This window comes from Pseudomonas sp. KUIN-1, from assembly GCF_009176725.1.
In the GTDB taxonomy this organism is placed as follows: Bacteria; Pseudomonadota; Gammaproteobacteria; order Pseudomonadales; family Pseudomonadaceae; genus Aquipseudomonas; species Aquipseudomonas fragariae.
In genome coordinates, this window is the sequence record NZ_AP020337.1 from 2,954,861 (window position 1) to 2,974,612 (window position 19,752).

Annotated in this window: 10 protein-coding genes and 3 pseudogenes; 8 read left to right on the top strand and 5 right to left on the bottom strand. The window is 56.4% G+C overall.

The window, feature by feature from the left end; translation table 11 throughout:
- Positions 1-75: 75 nt before the first annotated feature.
- The 3 genes and pseudogenes from KUIN1_RS28685 to KUIN1_RS13515 all read left to right on the top strand — a co-directional run.
- Positions 76-504 (top strand): annotated as a pseudogene (locus tag KUIN1_RS28685) (methyl-accepting chemotaxis protein); the annotation flags it as partial.
- A gap of 273 nt (positions 505-777) precedes the next feature.
- A pseudogene (locus tag KUIN1_RS13510) lies at positions 778-2,381 on the top strand (putative bifunctional diguanylate cyclase/phosphodiesterase).
- A gap of 305 nt (positions 2,382-2,686) precedes the next feature.
- Complete coding sequence (locus KUIN1_RS13515; protein WP_152092034.1) at positions 2,687-8,524, top strand: DUF3320 domain-containing protein; 5,838 nt, start codon at positions 2,687-2,689, stop codon at positions 8,522-8,524.
- 24 nt (positions 8,525-8,548) lie between these two features.
- Here KUIN1_RS13515 and KUIN1_RS13520 read toward each other — a convergent pair whose 3' ends face one another.
- Positions 8,549-9,667 carry a metallophosphoesterase gene (locus KUIN1_RS13520; protein ID WP_011267808.1) on the bottom strand — a complete coding sequence of 373 codons (1,119 nt, stop codon included), beginning with the start codon at positions 9,665-9,667 and terminating at the stop codon, positions 8,549-8,551.
- A gap of 202 nt (positions 9,668-9,869) precedes the next feature.
- Between KUIN1_RS13520 and KUIN1_RS13525 the strand changes: the two genes are divergently transcribed.
- Positions 9,870-10,220 carry an alcohol dehydrogenase catalytic domain-containing protein gene (locus KUIN1_RS13525; RefSeq protein WP_032607397.1) on the top strand — a complete coding sequence of 117 codons (351 nt, stop codon included), beginning with the start codon at positions 9,870-9,872 and terminating at the stop codon, positions 10,218-10,220.
- Positions 10,208-10,321 (top strand): hypothetical protein, encoded by a 114-nt coding sequence (locus tag KUIN1_RS28005; RefSeq protein WP_232060029.1) that lies wholly within the window; start codon positions 10,208-10,210, stop codon positions 10,319-10,321. Before KUIN1_RS13525 ends, KUIN1_RS28005 begins: the two co-directional genes overlap by 13 nt.
- 431 nt (positions 10,322-10,752) lie before the next feature.
- Here KUIN1_RS28005 and KUIN1_RS13530 read toward each other — a convergent pair whose 3' ends face one another.
- Positions 10,753-11,607: a helix-turn-helix transcriptional regulator gene (locus KUIN1_RS13530; protein WP_011267810.1), complete on the bottom strand. Its 855-nt coding sequence runs from the start codon at positions 11,605-11,607 to the stop codon at positions 10,753-10,755.
- Between the two features lie 1,050 nt (positions 11,608-12,657).
- Positions 12,658-13,446: a helix-turn-helix transcriptional regulator gene (locus tag KUIN1_RS13535; protein WP_024638706.1), complete on the bottom strand. Its 789-nt coding sequence runs from the start codon at positions 13,444-13,446 to the stop codon at positions 12,658-12,660.
- A 764-nt stretch (positions 13,447-14,210) separates the two neighbouring features.
- Between KUIN1_RS13535 and KUIN1_RS13540 the strand changes: the two genes are divergently transcribed.
- The 3 genes and pseudogenes from KUIN1_RS13540 to KUIN1_RS13550 form a co-directional block, all read left to right on the top strand.
- Positions 14,211-15,386: an efflux RND transporter periplasmic adaptor subunit gene (locus tag KUIN1_RS13540; protein WP_024651029.1), complete on the top strand. Its 1,176-nt coding sequence runs from the start codon at positions 14,211-14,213 to the stop codon at positions 15,384-15,386.
- A 245-nt stretch (positions 15,387-15,631) separates the two neighbouring features.
- On the top strand, positions 15,632-16,237 hold the full coding sequence (locus KUIN1_RS13545; protein ID WP_024641217.1) for a LysE family translocator: 606 nt from the start codon (positions 15,632-15,634) through the stop codon (positions 16,235-16,237).
- A 96-nt stretch (positions 16,238-16,333) separates the two neighbouring features.
- Positions 16,334-17,004, top strand: a pseudogene (locus KUIN1_RS13550) (helix-turn-helix domain-containing protein); the annotation flags it as partial.
- Positions 17,005-17,282: 278 nt separating this feature from the next.
- On the opposite strand, the gene adeC reads toward KUIN1_RS13550, so the two are convergent.
- On the bottom strand, positions 17,283-18,701 hold the full coding sequence (gene adeC, locus KUIN1_RS13560; RefSeq protein ID WP_024651031.1) for an AdeC/AdeK/OprM family multidrug efflux complex outer membrane factor: 1,419 nt from the start codon (positions 18,699-18,701) through the stop codon (positions 17,283-17,285).
- A complete protein-coding gene (locus tag KUIN1_RS13565) occupies positions 18,698-19,528 on the bottom strand; it encodes a helix-turn-helix transcriptional regulator (RefSeq protein ID WP_011267816.1) in 831 nt (276 codons plus the stop codon). Before KUIN1_RS13565 ends, adeC begins: the two co-directional genes overlap by 4 nt.
- Positions 19,529-19,752 lie beyond the last annotated feature (224 nt).

The following is a 19,752-nucleotide window of genomic DNA, read 5'->3' on the forward strand; positions in this document are numbered from 1 at the left end:
TATCAAACCTCTATCGATACTGACAGCAGCGCACAGCAAGGCCGCAAAGTCATCAAGGACACGCTGCAGATGCTCGGCCAGCTGACCATTTCAATGGAAGAGGCCACACGAGGCATCGAAGCACTGGACTCGCAAAGTCAGGTGATTGGAACAATCATCAAGACCATCAGCGGCATTGCCGAACAAACCAACCTGCTCGCGCTGAACGCAGCGATTGAAGCCGCCAGGGCCGGCGAACAGGGCAGGGGCTTCGCCGTAGTGGCCGACGAGGTACGCCAACTGGCCTCTCGCACGACAAAAGCGGCGGAAGAGATCGTAAACGTCGTGAAGACCAACCAAAGCCTGGCGTCCGACGCGGTAGGCGTGATTGTGCGCAGCACCGAACAGGCGTCCGAGGCACTGGTATTGGCCAATGACGCAGACCGTGTGATTCAGGAAATCCAGCACGGCGCGAACACGGTAGTGCGGGCAGTCAGCCGGTTTGTGGACCAGCGCTCCAGTTAAGTGCGAGCAGTCGGAGTGACTCAGGGGACGCTAAAAGTGTTCTGCGCTGAGTCACTCACCGCGCAGTCAAACAGGAAGGGAAGTGTACTGATGGTCGCAGCGCTACCTGCTTATAGACGTTTTAAATGAGTGTGTTTTATTAAATCCATGGGACAGCACTCGCGCAAGGCGAACACTATCGAAATCACCACGCTACAGCCTCAAGACTGATAGCCGGCTACCGATACGCTGCTTATAACCGTTGCACCCGCCGTCATTTCGAGCATTGTAACTATGACTTTCCTGCGCAGCCCACACATGGTTCGTAAGTACCTTTACACCGTATGTGGTTTTATGTGCTCTCTATTTTCCTGTTGGCAATCGCGTGGGAATTCGAACTTGAATCCCTCGCCATGGCCGCAATGGGCTTGCCCTATGACCAGGACTTCGAAAATGCCGAGCGTTGGCGTTTTGTATTGACCTCGACAGGCTTTGCCGTGTTATCGATGGTTATACCGTTCATTCTTCTGAAACGCCTGATGCAACAACTCCATAGCAGCTACAACGACTTGCTCGAGTCACAGGCGCTCAGCGAATCTCTGGCCCGCCACGATCCATTGTCCGGCTTGCTCAATCGGCGTGTGTTTCACGAGCAACTGGTTGCGCGGTTGCAGCAACCAGCGACACAGACGGCGGTTTTTCTGATCGACCTGGATAAATTCAAGCTGATCAACGATACCCACGGGCATGCGGCAGGAGACGCGGCTATTTGCGCCGTTGCCGAAAGCCTGCGCGACGCCACTGTCGGGTGGCAGGCTTCCGTGGCTCGACTGGGCGGCGACGAGTTCGGTCTGGCGGTCAGTGGTGACTTCAGTCATGCCGAACTGGCGCCGCTCGCTGAAAACATTCTGGCCAAAATCGCAGCATCCAGCGTTGGCCTGCCGCGTGTGGCCCTGAGTGCGACCCTCGGCATTGCCATTGCGCCAATGGACGGCTCAGACCCCGACCTCTTGCTGCAACGTGCGGACAGCGCCATGTACCGCGGTAAAGCCGGTGGCCGAGCCAGGTTTCATTTCTATGAAGTCAGCTTCGAGCGCGAGCAGCGTCTGCAGGAGCAGTTCGCGCGCGAACTCACCCTGGCTATCGAAGAGAAAGATATTCAACCGTTCTATCAGCCTATCGTCAGCCTTCCCGAGCAACGCCTGGCGTGGTTCGAACTGCTGGCGCGATGGCTGCATCCCGAGCGCGGGATCATCCTGCCGCTTGACTTCATTCCTGTGGCGGAACAGTTGGGGCTGATCAAACCACTCACCGCGACCCTTTTGCTTCAAGCCTTCGATCAGGCACGCGATTGGCCAAGCGACTTTACGCTGGCGATCAACGTTACCTCACTGATGATCGAAAGCCCCGACTTTCCTGACTGGCTGGAACAGCTGGCCAATGAAGGGAAATTTCCGCTGAGTCGGCTGGAAGTGGAAGTGACGGAAAACGCACTGGTCGCCAATGTCGACAGTGCCCGCCTGAATCTGGAGCGTCTGCGCGCGATGGGCGTGAGCGTCGCTCTGGACGATTTCGGTACCGGCTATTCAGGTCTTTATCATCTGACCAGGCTGGCCATCGACAAAATCAAGATCGACAGATCGTTCTTCGACACGGCGCTTGAGAACCAGAACGAGATGGTCAAGGCCATCCTCGCTCTGGGTAAAAGCCTGCGCATGAAAATCACCGCCGAGGGCGTTGAGCACGAACGGCTCGCAGACTGGCTGGCCACCCATGAGTGCGACTTTGCCCAAGGCTACCTGTTCGGACGACCGTTGCCGTTGGCCCAGGTGAAAGAGCTACTGGCAATGAGTGGTTCCGAAGGGCCGGTGAGGGCATTGGCGGTTCCTGGAAAATAAGGGGCATGAGCTTCAAGTCGGCGCTCTCGAACTTCAATGCGGAAGTTTAGATTCACCGGAGGCGATAAGCGTTTCTCTGATACTTGTCGCTCACTAAAACCTGCGGCTTTCTGCCAGTGCAGCGAGTTGCAGCGCCGTCGAGGAACTGTGATCGGGATTGGCGCTGATAGCGTCAATGTGAGTTCCTGATGCGGGTGAGGTGCCTGATTCAGATATAAGCATTCCTTATTGTCGATGACTCATGGACTATATGCCCATTTGGCTGCCTCTCTAAGGCAAGCGCTCGCATCTGCAGGAGCCCGTGAATGAACATCAAGATTGAGGCGCTGATCGCCCGGAAGATCGGTTTCGCCTCCCACCAGAACGCCGTACCGCTGGTACGTGAATTGAGTATCTGGAACCAGGAAGAAAGCGGTTTTGAAAACCTGACCCTGACGTTAAGCACCGACCCGGATTTCGTAGAGAGCCGCACTTGGCGTATAGACCGCATTCATGCCGGTGATCGCCTCAGCATTTCCGAGCGTGACATCAAGCTTAACGCAGGTTATTTGTCCGGGCTGACTGAAAGCCTCAGCGCTGACGTGGTGATGCGTCTTTCCCAGGGCGACAACGTACTCGTCGAGCAGCGCTTCCCGACAGAACTGCTGGCGCGCACAGAATGGGGCGGCTTGAGCGCCATGCCGGAGCTGCTTGCGGCTTTCTGCATGCCCAATGATCCCGCGGTGGATCGCGTACTCAAAGCGGCCTCACAGGTTTTACGGCGCGCGGGCAAGAAAGATGGCATTGACGGCTATGAGAGCAAGTCGCGCACACGAACCTGGGAGCTTGCCTCTGCCATTTGGTCCGCAGTGTGCAGCTTTCAGTTGAGCTATGCATTGCCCCCGGCCAGCTTTGAGCAACAGGGCCAGAAGGTCCGGCCTCCGAGTGTGGTTCTGGAAAACGGCGTAGCGACCTGTCTGGACACTGCATTGCTGTTTGCGGCGGCGTTGGAGCAGGCAGGCTTGAATGCCCTGCTTATCATGACCAAGGGGCACGCATTCGCAGGCGTCTGGTTGCAGCCTCAAGAGTTTTCCCAATTGTTGACCGATGAGGCGTCGGCAGTACGCAAACGCCTGGATCTGAAGGAGATGGTGGTATTCGAAACCACCCTTTCTACACAAACACCTGCGCCGGGCTTTTCCCAGGCGATTACAGCCGCCGAGCGTCAGCTCGATGATGAGCAGTTCATCATGGCCATCGATTTGCACCGTGCCCGGATGCAGAAGATTCGTCCGATGGCGCTCGTCTCAGTCACCGAGGGATCGGATGAGACAGCCGATGCTCCACCCACTATTGAAGGGCTGGAGGAGGCTCCGGCGCTTCCGGGGTTCGATGTCGAAATTAATACTGACAGCGAAGGTCCGGCCGGCAAACTGACGCTGTGGCAACGTAAACTCCTCGATCTGACGACTCGCAATCGTCTCCTGCATCTTCCGGACAGCGCAAAGGGCGTGCGACTGATATGCCCGGATCCGGCAGTGCTTGAAGATCTGCTTTCCAGTGGCCAGCGCATTCGCATCGTGTCAGTACCTGACTTGAACAGCAGTGGCCGGGATGTGGCCCTGTACGAGCAGCAGAATAATGAAAATCTGGTCGACGAAGTTGCTCGTCAGGCTCTGGCTCGCGGCGAAGTGCTCGCTACTCTGGAAAAGGTAAAACTTGAAGCAACCCTGATCGATCTGTTCCGCAAAGCGCGTAGCGATCTGGAAGAGGGCGGTGCAAACACGCTGTTTCTGGCCATCGGGTTTCTCAAGTGGAAGAAGAGTGCCGACGACCCGAAAACCTACTCCGCACCCCTGATTTTGCTGCCGGTAAAACTTGAACGTAAAAGTGCCTTGTCCGGGGTGACGCTCAGTCTTCTTGATGAAGAACCGCGTTTCAACCTTACGCTGCTTGAATTGCTGCGGCACGATTTCGAGTTGCTGATTCCCGGGCTGGATGGCGAACTACCCAGTGATGAAAGCGGCATTGATGTGACTGGCATCTGGAACATGGTGCGGCGAGCAGTGCGTGACGTGCCAGGATTCGAGGTGAGCACCGAACTCGTTCTTGGCACCTTCTCATTTGCCAAATACCTGATGTGGAAAGACCTGAATGCCAACGCAGCACAGCTGCTGCAAAGCCCTTTGGTCAAGCATTTGCTGGCCCCCTCTGAGGGAGATGAGGGCTTCTCCGGCTCAGACGAGTTTCCAAGACCAGAGCAGCTGGACTCGTCAGTAACGCCCGCCATGCTTTTCGCTCCGTTGCCCGCCGACTCCTCGCAGTTATCTGCCGTGGTGGCATCTGCCGGTACTCACAGCTTTGTCATGGACGGGCCACCGGGAACCGGCAAGTCGCAAACCATTGCCAACATGATTGCCCACAATCTGGCCTTGGGTCGTCGCGTACTGTTCGTGGCAGAGAAGCGCGCAGCCCTGGACGTGGTTTACCGTCGCCTGGCAGAGAAGGGGCTTGGCGAGTTTTGCCTGGAGCTGCATTCAAGCAAGGCGTCCAAAGTTGAAGTGCTGAAGCAGTTGGACCGCGCCTGGGACGTCAGCGACGCATTGAGCGCCGAGGAATGGGAGCGTGAAGCCACTCGTTTGCAGACGCTGCGTTCGCGACTCAACGAACTGGTCGAGGTACTGCACCGACGCTGGAGCAACGGGCTCTCCCTACATCAGGCGATTGGTCGTGTGGTGCGTGATCATGGCCCTCAAACACCCAGGCTGAGCTGGCCATCAGGCACGCAACATGATGCTGACGAGTACAGCCAGTTGCTGGATCTGTCGCGTCGGTTAGGCTTGAACGGTGATGCCGCACGTAATCTGTCAGGCAAATTCGGCGCCTTGGCGCAGACCCAGTGGTCGAACGCCTGGCAGGCACACATTGCGAATGCCGCACGTGAGCTGCCGCAGGCCCTTGACGCGTTGAATGCGGCGAGTGAAAAGCTTCTTGGCCTGACGCACCTGAACTTGCCTGTAGCTGAAGTGGCGCAGGTTCAGCATCTTGATGAACTGGCGACTCTGGTCGTGGAGTCCTATGGACTGAACCTCTCATTTGCTTTTGCACCCGATGCCGTCGCGCGTATCGCAGCAGCCCGGCGCGCGTGCCAGTTAATCGAAAGCTATCGAGAGCTTGAGGAAGGTCTGTCGCTGGATTATGCAGACGAAGCCTGTCGTCGCATTCCCGTTGAGGCGATGCGCAGCGAATGGCGAGATGCCGAAGGAAAGTTCTGGTTCCTGGCGACTTTCGCCAAGAAAAAGGTCGCGAAGAAACTGGCCTCTTCAGGTGGCGCAGCAGGTCTGCCGGACACGCTTGGCGACCTGGCGATTTTCGAACGCCTGCACGCGCAACTGAACGAACTGGATACATTGGCCGGTGGTCTGCAGTCGATCCCGGGCTGGCAGGGCCTGAGCAGTGACGTGTCACAGATATTTCGTGCAGCCTCGTTGGCCGAAAACCTGCGCGGGCTGATGAGCGGCCTGGCCGAATCACCGGACCACCTCGTTTCATTGCGCAGCGCCGTCGCACGCCTGGTCGTTGAGGCCAATGAAATGTTGGCGCCGGGCGGGCAAATCGGCGTCGCGTTATCAGCCTTGCAACAGGCTTTGTCTCGCTACGAAGACGCCGCTCGACTGTTTGCTGAATTGTCTGCAGTCGGTCCAGATACACAATCGAGCGTTGGCGCGTTGCGAGCTACTTCGCTGTCGATCCAGCAACAGGAGGAGCAACTCAAGGCATGGTGCGATTGGTGCCGGGTTCGCGAGCAGGCAGGTGAGGCTGGTTTGGCAAGTCTGGCCCGTGCTGTCGAGGCAGGGAGTCTGTCACCTGCCGCAAGCGAGGAAACCTTCATTACGGCCTATGCCCATTGGTTCGCCACGCAAGGCATAGACGATGAACCGCTGTTGAGGAATTTCGTGGCTGCCGAACACATGAGCGACATCGGCGCTTTCGTTCGCCTGGACGACGAAATGGCGAAGCTGACAGTGCGTTATATCCGGGCGAAACTCTGTGGCCTGATCCCCTCCAAAAATGACATACCCAAGAGCAGCGGCTTTGCCATTCTCAAGCATGAATTGCAGAAGTCCCGCCGGCACAAACCTGTCAGGCAACTGGCTGTTGAAATGGGCGACGCGCTGAATCGTCTGGCGCCCTGCATGCTGATGAGCCCGCTGTCGATTGCGCAGTTCCTGCCCGCTGATCAACCGCCATTCGATCTGGTCATTTTCGACGAGGCTTCGCAGATCGCTCCGTGGGACGCGATCGGTTCGATAGCTCGAGGCAGGCAAGTCGTTATCGCAGGAGACCCGCGTCAAATGCCGCCGACGAACTTTTTCAACCGTGGCCCGAATGCCAGCGACGACGATACCGCTGAAGACATGGAAAGTATTCTGGACGAGTGCCTGGGAGCAGGGGTGCCAAGTCACAGTCTGAGCTGGCACTACCGGAGTCGCCACGAAAGCCTGATTGCCTTCTCCAATCACCGTTACTACGACAGTAATCTCATCACCTTCCCGGCAGCAGAGACCCGCGCAAGTGCTGTGGAGTGGCGCCGGGTTGAAGGTGTTTATGCAAAGGGCAAAGGGCGCTACAACCAGGCTGAAGCCGAAGCCATTGTCAGCGAGACAGTCAAGCGCCTTACCGATCCCGCGTTCGTGGCTGCTGGCCACTCGATCGGTATCATCACGCTCAACGCTGACCAGCAAAAACTGATCAATGACCTGTTGGACAACGCCCGCAAGCAATACCCGCAGATCGAGCCGTTTTTTCAGGACACTCAGACCGAGCCGGTGGTCGTCAAGAATCTGGAAACAGTCCAGGGTGATGAGCGCGATCTGATCATGCTCGGGATAGGCTATGGCCCGACCGAGCCGGGTGCGCAGGTCATGTCCATGAACTTTGGCCCCCTCAACAAGGACGGCGGCTGGCGCAGACTGAACGTCGCCATCACACGGTCTCGCCGGGAAATGCTGGTGTTCTCATCCTTTGACCCGTCAATGATCGACCTGAACCGGACCAATGCCCGTGCAGTCCGTGATCTGAAGCATTTCATAGAATTCGCCCAGCGCGGACCAAAAGCCCTGGCCGAGGCGGTACAGGGCTCGGTCGGTGGTTATGACTCGCCGTTCGAGGAAGCAGTCGCTCAAGGGCTACGGCGCCTCGGTTGGCAAGTGATTCCGCAGATCGGAGTCTCTCGTTTCCGCATTGATCTGGGAGTTGTCCATCCGGATCGTCCGGGTGACTATCTGGCCGGCGTCGAATGCGATGGCGCTACCTATCACAGCGCCGCCACTGCCCGGGATCGGGACAAGGTCCGCGGAGCAATTCTCAGTGGCCTCGGCTGGAGTCTGGTGCGGCTATGGTCCACGGAATGGTGGGTGGACAAGGAAGGGGCATTGCAGAGGCTGAACGCAGCGTTGAACGATCTTTTGGCGCAATCCCGGGCAGAAACAGAGGACCATCGGATAACAGAGCCGCCAACGGCCGAGCCTGTCGTCATAGACTTTTCTAACGGTCCCCGCATCAGTGGCGAGTCATCTGAAGAACTGGCTGCCCCAATCAGTGAGTTGTCGGCGGAGACGGGTGAGATTCGCATAGCGCGGTCTCATGGCCTTCCACCTGAGGCAGGGGGGCAGAAGGGCATCTATCGCATAGCCGACCTTTCTGCCCTTGCGCCATTGATCCAGGCCGACCAGTTTCACCTGCCTGGTTACACGCCGGTACTTCGCCAGCTCATTGAAGAGGTGCTGCGCCAGGAAGCGCCGATTCTCGATGCAGTTTTAGTCCAGCGCATTGCGCGTGTACATGGTTTCCAACGGTCGGGGCGGCTTATCAGAGACCGCGTGCTGGAGTTGGCGGAACAGCACCATTATGTCCAGCAAGCGGGGTTTGACGAGGTATTCGTCTGGCACGCGGAGGGCGACGTGGCCGGATGGACGACGTACCGGATTCCGGCCTCAAGCGAGGACACACGAGCCATAGAAGAGGTTGCTGCTGAAGAATTAAGCATTGCAGCGGCGAATGTCGATGCCGAAGACAAGGCCCTGGAGGTTGCTCGACTGTTCGGTATAAAGCGCCTCACAGGACCTGCGCGTGAACGGATGGAGCGAATCTTCAGTGCATAAAGCTAGCGCCCCGCTGATGGGGCGCTAAAGCGCCCGCCGAAGCGTGATCCGGGTCAATTCCGAAGGTTTGCCAAGACGAATGGCAAACCCCGGCCAGAGTGCGGTGCCGTTGTTGACGTACAGTTGCATCCCGCCCACCTCATAAAGCCCCGACACAAATCCGCCGTTGGCCAGGGCCAGCAGCCAGTGAAGGCCAAAGATCATGCCGCCATGGGTATGCCCGGAGAGTTGCAGCGCTACGCCGTGGGTCGCTGTTTCCTCCGCGTTTCTGGGTTGATGGTCGAGCAGGATGATCGGAGTGTCTTTCGCGATGCCTGCTATGGCTTTCTGCAGATCTGGCGCAGGGAAGCCGGTTTTCGGCGCCGTGACATCAGTGACGCCGGCCAGAGCGATGCGCGCACCGTCGTGCTCGATCAGCGTGTGGCTGTTGGCGAGCGGGATCATGCCCAGAGAGACGAAGTGCTGCATCCACGCCTGGTTATCAAAAAAGTACTCATGATTGCCGGGAATGACGTACACGCCGTCCGGCGCACGCAAATCGCGCAGGGCCTCGATATCCTGCTTCCGGTTGCTCAGCGAGCCGTCAATGAGATCGCCGGTGATGACGATCAGATCGACACCCAGCGCATTTGATTGCTTGACGACCTCACGCGTCCACGGCGCATCGAACAGACGACTGATGTGCATGTCCGTCAGTTGCAACACTTTATAGCCGTCGAATTGCGGAGGCAGGTTTTTAATCGCGATCTGGATGTCTTTCACCGGCGGCACGCGCACGGCCTGCTGGACACCGACTGCCGCCAGCACCAGAGCTGCCACACCGATGAAGTACCGCAGATTGGCCGGAATGCTCAGCGTCTGCCAGCGCACCAGCATCGTCAGCAATGTGCCGATGTCGACAATGATTTGCAGTACCGCCAGCAACAGGATCGCGCCGAACGCCCAGTTGAACAGCATCACGATGTAGCGTGGAAACTCCGGCGAGAACACGCTGCCGGAGGAAAACCGGCAATACAGATGGTATTGCGAGGCAAGGACAAGCAGCACCGCAACGGCGATTTTCGCCGATAACGCCCAGGGCATCGGCCATAGGAATCGGGCGATGACGTACAGGCAGGGCATGCTGAACATGACGTGAAACATTAACGTGCTCCGTTGGCGATATCGATGAAGTGGATAACTGCGTGAGGGGCACGGGCAGTAATGAGGTCGAACTATTCGTACTGCAGCGTATTGCCGGGCCGGGGTGCCAAAGATCATCGTACCGAGGCAGAATTCCGACACAAGCAGACCTGAGCTGCCAAGTTTCTGGTAATGAGCGGCGATTGTCGAGCCATGCTTGAACGTGTCGATATATCGGCAGGCACCCACATCGATAGCGCTGAGCAGGTATCGTGCAGGCGACACGCTGCAGAACACGCGGCCCGAGCCGATCGCCGGGCCGGGGCAGACTATCGTGGCGCCGCGCCTGGTGAGCCTCATCATCCGGGATGTTCAAATCCTGCGTGGCAGATACGGCCCCAGACAATTACCAGAGCGCATTCCCATGTCCGAAAGCGTGGGTGAGGTCATCGCGGTAGGCGAGGGCGTCAGCCAGGTCAAACCGGCTGAACTCGTTTTGTGTCTGGGGACCGGCGGAGTGGCGCTGGCTGAGTTCTTATTCAAGCCATCGAGGCCAATGGAATTGCAACGGTAGTCGCCAGGACATTCAAATTTGCCGATGCCACCGAAGCCTACGCGTATTTCGCCGCTGCGCAGCACATCGGCAAGGTATTGATCGAGTTTGAACAGGGGTAAGGTCACCGCGCCGTAGTTGAACCTATAGCGAAAGGCTTACACGAGCCGGAGTGGATCAGCCCTGTACGACTCGCTCGCGAAGTAGCAATCTATACCCATCAACCGTTGCGCAGGAGGCGCTTCGGAGGTCAAGGATGATCACCATTGCCGGGATGGCTACTGACAGGATGTTGGAATGGTATTGATAGAAAAAAACGACCCGCTTCGGCGGGTTTTTTTATGGGCGCAAGGAATGGCGCGATGCGCACATGCCTGAACAGGGTGGTCGTTTACACTCGACGTTGATCAGTCGAGCGATGCGGTGATGATCTCTGGCATACGCCCGATGGCGCGGCGGTCGCGGTCGCGACGGGTATCAACCGATCTACAGACCGTACCGCTGCATGGCGGGAAAATCCCCGAACGTGGGACAGCAATTGGACGCCTTCTGCTCAGACAGCTGCCTGAAACATCTCTACAGGGATGGAGTGCTGCACGCGATGCTCGGTATGCAACCAGCGAAGTAGCGCACTGCGACCGGCGATGCCCATTTTTACCGCAGCGCGTTTGAAGTAGCTTTCCACCGTGCTGACTTTCAGATCAAGCCTGTCCGCCAGTTGCGGTACTGTGAGACCGGCCAGCAGCCCGACACACACTTCGGTTTCGCGCGAAGACAGGCTCAGCGCAGAGGCCTCGAGGCGGCCAAGGAAACGCTGACGCAGGCCTTCCATGGCATCTTTGTTTTTCAGGCTTTTTGTGACAGGCGAGGGGATTGTCGAAATAAGGGTAGGCGTCACAGTCGCGATATGCTGCTTCACAATGGGCAACACGACCCAAGACAGGTCCTTGAGACGGGCGCGCTCCTGACTGGTGAATGCCTTGGCAGAGGGTGACCGATAAACCGACAGTACATATTCACCCTTGCCCGGGTAGGCGAGATGTACCTGGGGGAGAGATGCATGAGGGTGCAGTTCACCTGGCTTCTCCTGCGCGTTGTAGGCGGGTGACTCGAACCTGATGGATCTGTCGACGCGAGTGTCTGCCAGCTCTGTCGGGCTCAACAGAACAGGCTCCAGACGTCTGTTGTCGATCCCCGGGTTGAGCACCTGGTGCAGATTTCCACCAAAGACACCGATGGCGTGAGTGCCGGTTACTTCATTCGTAGATCGACTGAGTCCCTGAATGACATGGGTCGCATCCACGGGCAGCGAAGCGGTAATCATCTCGTGGAGCAAGCGGGCGAACTGACGGCTTCCAATACCGGAGATCACTTTGCCGAGATGCGGGAAAAGCTGTTGCATGTTCATCGGGGTTCCTTTTTCCGTTTATAAAGAGACACGCCAAGGCGCAGCCTTGATTCAGCAGATGAATAAGTAAGTGTTTTGTATTCTTTGAGTCCTGTGGGCAAACAGGTTGTATGTAGATCGTCATACAAAGTTTATAAGGGTTCAGCAATAGGTTGAAAGTTAAATAGGAGCGGTGTCCAGGAGCGTACAACAATAAAAAGTCAAGCGCGCTACGAAAAGCGAGAACGCTAACCCTACACACTGCACTGTTTAACAGTGGCGACTTTTATCGATTTTTATTGAGTTTGGCATTTCCTGCACGCCTCCGGGAAATGCGAATCACTCTGGATAACTAGCGGACTGGCTGATGACAGTCGCCCTGGAGGGCGCCGCCCTACAGCCTGAAGTGGCGGTGTAAAAGCAGGCAGTAACGTTGGCATGACGATCAACTCCTATCCCTATCCATGTTGTCGGCGTATGCGCACGGGGCGTGGCGATACGGGTCGTGCAGCACCGTTTTTTATATTAAGGTGATCATATAGGTCACAAAAAGCTTGAATTAAGCTACGCTGACCGTTATGACCGAATACTAACCATATAGTTCATGTTTCACGCCTGAATTGCAATGAAAAAAGATTAATCGAAAAGAGAGGTATCTCACACTACTGCTTCTATAGGGCTGCGTGTCATTCCGCGTCGCATTACTGGATGTGCTGCGCATCGGGAAGAAGCGCGTGAGTGCCCCGGCGCGTCGCGACCTACTATTTATTGGGCTGGATAGCAAGTGAATAAGCCCTTGCGTTAGTGCATAGGAAATGCGAGCAATAACACCCTTCATCAGGACGCGCTTGTTTTCTATTTTATTTTATGTTGGTTTCTCTACAAGCCATTGTTTAATTCTGTTTGCCGCAGAACAGTAGATTCAGTCTGTTTAGCCGATGGATGGCCCGTTGGCTGACAGTGCGGCCGGGTAGCGTCGTCTCGGAGCTGCCTGGGCCGACCGCCTGGTGCAGATTGACTTCAGCCGCCAGTCGATCGAACGGCTAACAACGCTCTGCGGTGGAGGCTGGCTCACGCTATTTGAGATACGCCTGTCATCCACTTGACCAAACCGTGTCGCCCCTTCACGCCAAGTTTCGCTCCGGCGCGCTTGAGGTAGGTCTCGATAGAGCTGTTCTTGACGTGCAGCTTGTCAGCCAGCTCTGGAACCGTCGCACCCGCCAAAATGCCAAGGCAGATTTCTTTTTCACGCAATGACAACCGGACCTCCGACTGGCTCAGCTTTTCGTTGAATTCACGGTGAAGCTGCTGGCCGCCCTGTGTAATGGCTTCGTTGTCAGCGTGCGCATTGCACAAGGTACGGGTCGTCTGGGCATGTCGCTCCAGCAGGGGCAGCAATGCCTCTGAAAAATTTTTCAAGAACGATAATTCGTGAAGTGAAAAGTCACGTTGGTGCTGATCGCGGTGCAAGGAAATGACATAGCGCCTGTTCGACTTGCGCGACACGAGATTGCAGTGATACGTACCCGACGAACCAGAGCTGGCCTGTCCAACGCTGCAGAGTGGTTTCAGATGAACGAGCAGAAAGTCGTCCACATTGAGCATTCGAGCGAGCAGCATCTCCTGGTTCTGCGACACAGTCAGGCTCATCGGTTTGTGATCGGCGTTCTCTTGCCCCAGAGGCTGGATGCTGATAACGCTTCCTTCATTCTCGTCGATCGTCCATTCGCTCAGGTCAAGGAAATCGATGGGGACGGTGGCCGCGATGATTTGATACATGTTCGCAGCGAATCCTGCATCACCCACACTTGCGATTAACTTCCCCAGTTCCAAAAAATACGCTGACTGATTTCCCGTCATTTGTAGATTGGCTTCCATTACACATTTGCCCCCATGGCGTTAGTCTCCAGCCGAACCAAAAGCAACCTCGCATACAGGGCAGCCCTCTTATTGCCTAGTAATGAGTATACTGTCTGATTGTAGGACAATATTACTAGCGCCTTAAAGAATTTACACATAGGGACCCTGCTCAGTCTGTAGGGGAAAAGGGGGACAAACGTCTCGCTACAGGCCGGTTCGCCAGCGCCCACTGTGTTCACCTAGTACTTGGCAAAAACCATAAGAGGACATTCAGTGCAACGTTTCAGAATAAAAGATCTTTTACGGCTGGCCGTTTCGAAACATCACCGGTGCAACTACTCAGGCACGACGTTTACAGCGACATACATGACGGGCCGGGTGTCTCGAAAATAAAGTTTTTCACGCCTGCGCTATTGCCTCTCGCGGCCGCTGTAGCGTGCTCAAAATATATTTCGCTTTTGCGTTTCAGACACAGCCGTCCGGCGGCACCGTCCACAGTGCCCGCACAGGAATCGGTTCTCGTCCAGGCCGCCATCCGGAAAAGCCGGATAGAGCAATCGGCGACGCCCCGCGACAATGTCCCGGAATGCGGGGACAGACGCACACAGGCCCTGATGTTTCCATTAGTACATGGCTGCAGGATGAACGCCTGCCTCGCAGGACAGCTGTAGTATCGAAGTAGAGACTCTCATGTACGCCCTTTATTTAAGTGTTGATCCGTTGATTCATCCGAGATCCGGGACGCCCATTGAGCGGGGAATACCGTGAGCATGGTCGGCTTTTTCCGGAAATTGAATGTCCGCAAAATCCTTTTGAGAATCGTCCTGATCGATCTGACGGTTTCGCTGGCAGGCTATGCCTTCTATAAGGGCGCCAGCGGAGAAGAAGAGACTGCCTTTCTATCAGCCGCAGCAGAAGTTACGGACATTGAGTACGCCGTATCCGCACAGGGTGTGCTTCAGGGGCGTAATCAAGTGGACGTTGGCGCCCAGGTTTCCGGGCAATTGCAGTCCCTGAAAGTCAAACCAGGTGACCAGGTCAAAAAAAACCAGCTGTTGGCAGAGATCGATCCACTGCCCGCCAGAAATGCTCTGCGCCAGGCGGTTGTCAAGATCGAACAACTCACGGCTGAGCGGGACGCGACACTGCACAGGTTGAAACTTGCCGAGTCGAATGATCGTAGATATCAGGAATTGGGCGCTACGACGGCGGTTTCCAAAGCGGATCAGGACAAGGCCCGATTCGAGCTGGAGACCCAACGCGCCAACCTGGTGTCGCTCACCGCACAATTACACACGGCCCGCGTGCAGGAAGAAGCCGCACGCATCAAACTCGACTACACACGAATCTTCGCACCAATGGATGGTCAGGTCCTCGCCATCGTCACTCAGGAGGGCCAGACAGTCATTGCAGACCAGACGGCACCGGTCATTCTGAAGATGGCGCAACTCGACACCATGACCGTGAAGGCGCAGGTTTCCGAAGCCGACGTGCTCAAGATCAAACCCGGTCTTGCGATTTACTTCACTATCCCGGGCGATCCTGACACACGCTATAACGCCACCCTCAAGGCGATCGAGCCGGGTCCTGTGGACGCTGCAAGCCAGACCGGAGCAACAGCCGAAAGCGGCAAAGCCGTCTTCTACAACGCTCTTTTCGATGTCCTCAACCTTGAAAACCGCTTCTACATCAACATGACCGCTAACGTGCGAATTGTGCTGGAGGCGAAGGAGGGCGTATTAACGATCCCTGTCGCCGCACTGGGTGATCGGCGGGACGACGGCACCTACAGTGTAAGGGTGCTGGGTGAAGGTAACGAGGTCAGAACAGCCTACGTAGGGCCGGGTATCAATAACCAGGTCAGGGTCGAAATACGTTCGGGGCTTAAAGCCGGCGACAGAGTGGTCATCGGAGAGCGGGGCGGTGTGGAAGGTGTTTAAGGGTAGGACGAGGATGTATTGGCAATAAGCGATCAAGGACAGTTTTCAGCCGACGTCAAATCGATAACGCACACCTTGCAAGCGTCTGATCAATAAAATGGGCGTACGTTTAGAAATAAGGTCATAGCGGATTAACAATCGGTGCCCGCTTCAGGGAATTCCTGAAGGTGTAAGCGCTGGCCCATGCGCCTGTCGTTTTAATGTTTGAACCTGGTGAATTGGAAAACTATTTTGGAGTACAGGGCATGACCATGTATTACGTTGCAATTGCAATGCTCACCGTGCTGCTGGTGCCGGGGCCGACCAATTCGCTGCTGCTGCAGTCCGGGATCAGTCGTGGCCTGAGTACGTATTCGCTGAAGCTGGTCGCTGCCGAATGGGCGGCTTATGTGATTCAGATTAGCGCGTGGGGCTTATCCATTGATGCTCTGATCGAACACTATGGTTGGGTGGTGGTGACGACCAAGGTTCTGGCCGTGATGTTCCTGTTCTACATTTCCCTGAAACTGTGGTTTTCGATTCACCAGGACCCCGACGGAAAGCCCTCTCCGATTTCGGTCTCCGCGTTGTTTTTGGCAACACTCAACAATCCGAAAGGGCTGTTTTTCGCCACACTCATAGCCCCCGCAGGGACGTTTTTGCACGTGGAAAGCTACCTTTCATTCATGACAGTTTTTTCCCTCGTGGTTCTTCCTGTCGGTATGACATGGGTTGCGCTGGGTGCCATTTTTGGTCGAAAACTACCGTCGATAATAGCGGGCAATCGAGTCAATCGATTGGTTTCACTGATCATCGGACTGTTCGCGATTATTGCTTTGTATAATGTCGCTGCAACAACGATTTTCACCTGAGCAGCCCCCCGTTAGTGCTCCGTCACTGCGCCGCCTTTTAAATATGTATCTAACGTTGATTGTGCTTATGTGGTTAGTCACTGTTGGAGTCGTCACGTGAGCTATCGAGACATAGTGCTCAGTGACGAGGAACAAGTCGAGTTGAGTCAACGATTGAAGTCAGCGACGATCAGCCCTCGCGAAGGCCGCCGGGCGCAGGTGATTTTGCTCGCTGCACAAGGCTGTTCTCGTACCGAGATTGCCAGGTTGACCGGGCTATCGGTTGTTTCAGTCACCCGCTGGTGCAAGCGTTTTCGAGAGCTACGCCTGTCAGGCCTGGTGGATCTTCCTGGACGAGGCCGCAAGGCATCCCTGCCAGCCGAAGCCTTGAAACAAACCCTTGATGAAGTCACCCAGCCGCGTATCGGCCACGCCCGATGGAGCTGTAGAAGCATGGCGAAACTGGTCGGCATATCGCCAGCCAGCGTCCAGCGCATATGGGCCGCCAACGACATAAAGCCGCACCTGACGCACACGCCAAAACTATCCAGCGATTCGGGTATTGAAGAGGAATCCGGGGAGGTTGGTGGAGGTATATCCGGAACGCCCGAATAAGGCGTTGGCGTTTTGTTGTAATGAGCAACGCCAGTCCCGGGCTTTGGAGTACCCCGGCCCGGGCTCTTGAGGTTTTACCTGTCCGATCAAGTACCGCATGGCAAACTGAATTACCTGCAGGGCCCTTGATCAGATCCATTGAGGGCCGGTATCAGCCATGGCTGAAATGCCTGAACTGAATACCGGCGCGCAAGTGCTTGCTGATGCGACGCAACCCGCCAGGCCGGGTTGCTCTCAACCATGATTGGGCATTGGCTCGCGGCGCGCAGGAATCAGATCCCGCTCCGAATAAAAGCCCTGCACCAGGCGATTCTTTGACCGGTACTCACACAGCACGAGCAGAGTGTCCGGGAGCGGGGTAACCGCGGGTTCATGCTTGACCACCATGATTCTGCCGCCCGAGCGAAGGCGTACATGTGCTCCAGGTTCGAATATGCCCATCTTCAGTTCCTCACAAAGGTGTTGATGTACGCTCTGTCCAACCGCCGCCCAGCGCCTTGTAGAGATTGACTTCGGCGGTCAGTTGCGACAGTCGGTCGGTGATCAGGGTTTGTTGAGCGCTGAATAAAGAGCGTTGGGCGTCGAGGAGTGTCAGGCTGCTGTCGACGCCAATGCGGTAACGTCGTTCGGCAAGGCGGTAATACTCCTGGTTGGCCTGTACAAGATCGCTCTGCGCCTTCAGCTGATGCTTGTAGGTCTGACGCGCTGCCAGACCATCGGCGACCTCCTGAAAGGCGGTCTGTATCGATTTTTCGTACTTAGAAACGCTTATATCCTTCTGGATTTTCGAATAATCCAGGCTCGCTCGCAGACTGCCGGCGTTGAAAATCGGGATATCGATCTGCGGTGAAAACACCCAGCCTCCCGAACCGCCTTTGAACAAGCCGGACAGTTCGGTGCTGGATGTACCGGCGTTGGCCGTCAGGGTAATGCTCGGGAAGAATGCCGCTCGCGCAGCACCGATGCTGGCGTTGGCCGACTGCAACTGGTATTCGGCTTCAAGAATGTCCGGGCGTCGTTGCAGCAGATCAGAAGGCAGCCCCGCCGGCACTTCAGCGAGCCATTCGGAGGACAACGGACGGCTGGGCGCGCTGTCCGCAACCTCCGTGCCCACCAGTAAAGTCAGGTTATTGAGGTCCTGAGCGGCCTGGCGCTGGAACGTCGCCAGACTTGCCCGTGCGCTCTCCACCGATGTGCGCGACTGGGCCAGGTCCAGTGACGAAGAAGCGCCGACTTGCTGGCTGCGAGTGGTCAGCTTCAGGCTCTTTTCGTAGGACATCAGCGTGTCCTGAGTCAAGGCCAATAGCTCCTGGTCGGCACGCCAGGTCAGGTAGGCAGTGGCGACACTCGCCACCAGGCTTAGTAGGGTGCTGCGCCGGGCCTCTTCGCTGGACAAATAGGTGAGCGAGGCCTGATCGCTGAGACTGCGTATGCGTCCGAACAAATCCAGCTCGTAAGAGCTGATACCCAGCGTTGCCGAATAAGTACCGCTGGTCACCGGGCCGCCGGTCTGCGTGATACTGGCGGGCTGGCGTTGCCGGGTACCGCTGCCTGTGGCGCTGATCGCGGGAAACAGATCGGCGCGCTGAATGCGGTATTGCGCTTGATAGGCCTCGACGTTGAGCGCTGCAACGCGCAAGTCACGATTGTTGAGCAGGGCGCTTTCGATAAGCTGTTGCAGCGTCGGGTCGCGGAACAGGTCACGCCAGCCCATGTCCGCCGCCAGCGGACCAGAGAGTGCTGGCGCATAGGCTGAGGATTGTGGGTAGTGCGCGGCAACCGGTGCCGCCGGGCGCTGATAGTCCGGAATCAACGAGCAGCCGCTCAAGGACAGTGCCGTAAACAGCCAGGGGCCAATTGATCTGTTCATTCTGCGCCTATCATCCATTTGGCCAGTCCATGTCGACCGCTGATGCCCAGCTTGGCGGCGGAACGTTTCAGGTAGGTTTCGATGGAACTGCTCTTGACGCAGAGTTTTTCGGCGATCTCAGGGACTGTGCCGCCCGCGAGGAATTCCAGACAGGCCTCCTTCTCGCGTGCCGATAGCGAGACGTCGCAGGCAAGCAAGCGTTCGTTGAACTCGCGTTGCAGGTACTTGTACTCAATGGGAACCGAGCCGTGAGACAGCATGCCACCAGCGTTTTTCATACCGGATTGGCGATGTACGCGGGCATGCCGTTCCGACAAAGGCAACAGGGCCTCCGAGAGGTATTTCAAAAAAGACAGCTCTTGCAACGAGTAATCTTTGTCAGCTTGCGGACGGTGCAGTGAGATCACACAACAGCGATTGGCCTTGCGCGAAATCATGCTGCACTGGTGGGAGGTTCCGAGACAGTCATTGCCTTGCTGGTTTTTCATCCGGGCGTTCAGGTGAATCAGCAGGTCGTCCTCTACCTCCAGCACGCGCTTGACCAGTGGATGGTCGCTGCGGTGTCTGGCACGGGTCGGACACACCGTTTGCATCTGCGGATTCAACTCAGCGCCCGCGTAGCCCAGCAGCTGTACATCGGTCACCGTCGCCTGACTGTCATCAACGGTCCACTCGCTCAGTTCCACACGGCTTACAGCCAGCGATGTATTGATTAACTGGTACATGTTGCTCAGAAACATGTCATCTCCGACGCTAGACACCAGCTTCCCGAGTTCCAGATAAATGTGCGTTTTCACTTCATCTTTGGCATTCACTTGTCGGTTCATATGTCCATTCCTGAAGATCAGAAGTTGCGTGCAATTCTGTCGACCAGACTGTGAATTCCGCCCTCAGGACGCTCAAATCCTTCGCGCCTTAACATCACTAGAATCCGGCATCACGCATGAAAGTCTTCACAAAAAACGATTCAGCTCTAGGTTCCAATTAAGCTGAGTTGCGCAGGAAAAGTCTGTCACTGGATACCGGGACATCCTGCGCAACCTGGCGGTTA

Coding starts and splice junctions, on each gene's coding strand:
- KUIN1_RS13515 (WP_152092034.1), top strand. CDS start 2,687: ATGAACATCAAGATTGAGGCGCTGATCGCCCGGAAGATCGGTTTCGCC.
- KUIN1_RS13520 (WP_011267808.1), bottom strand. CDS start 9,667: ATGTTTCACGTCATGTTCAGCATGCCCTGCCTGTACGTCATCGCCCGA.
- KUIN1_RS13530 (WP_011267810.1), bottom strand. CDS start 11,607: ATGAACATGCAACAGCTTTTCCCGCATCTCGGCAAAGTGATCTCCGGT.
- KUIN1_RS13535 (WP_024638706.1), bottom strand. CDS start 13,446: ATGACGGGAAATCAGTCAGCGTATTTTTTGGAACTGGGGAAGTTAATC.
- KUIN1_RS13545 (WP_024641217.1), top strand. CDS start 15,632: ATGACCATGTATTACGTTGCAATTGCAATGCTCACCGTGCTGCTGGTG.
- adeC (WP_024651031.1), bottom strand. CDS start 18,701: ATGAACAGATCAATTGGCCCCTGGCTGTTTACGGCACTGTCCTTGAGC.
- KUIN1_RS13565 (WP_011267816.1), bottom strand. CDS start 19,528: ATGAACCGACAAGTGAATGCCAAAGATGAAGTGAAAACGCACATTTAT.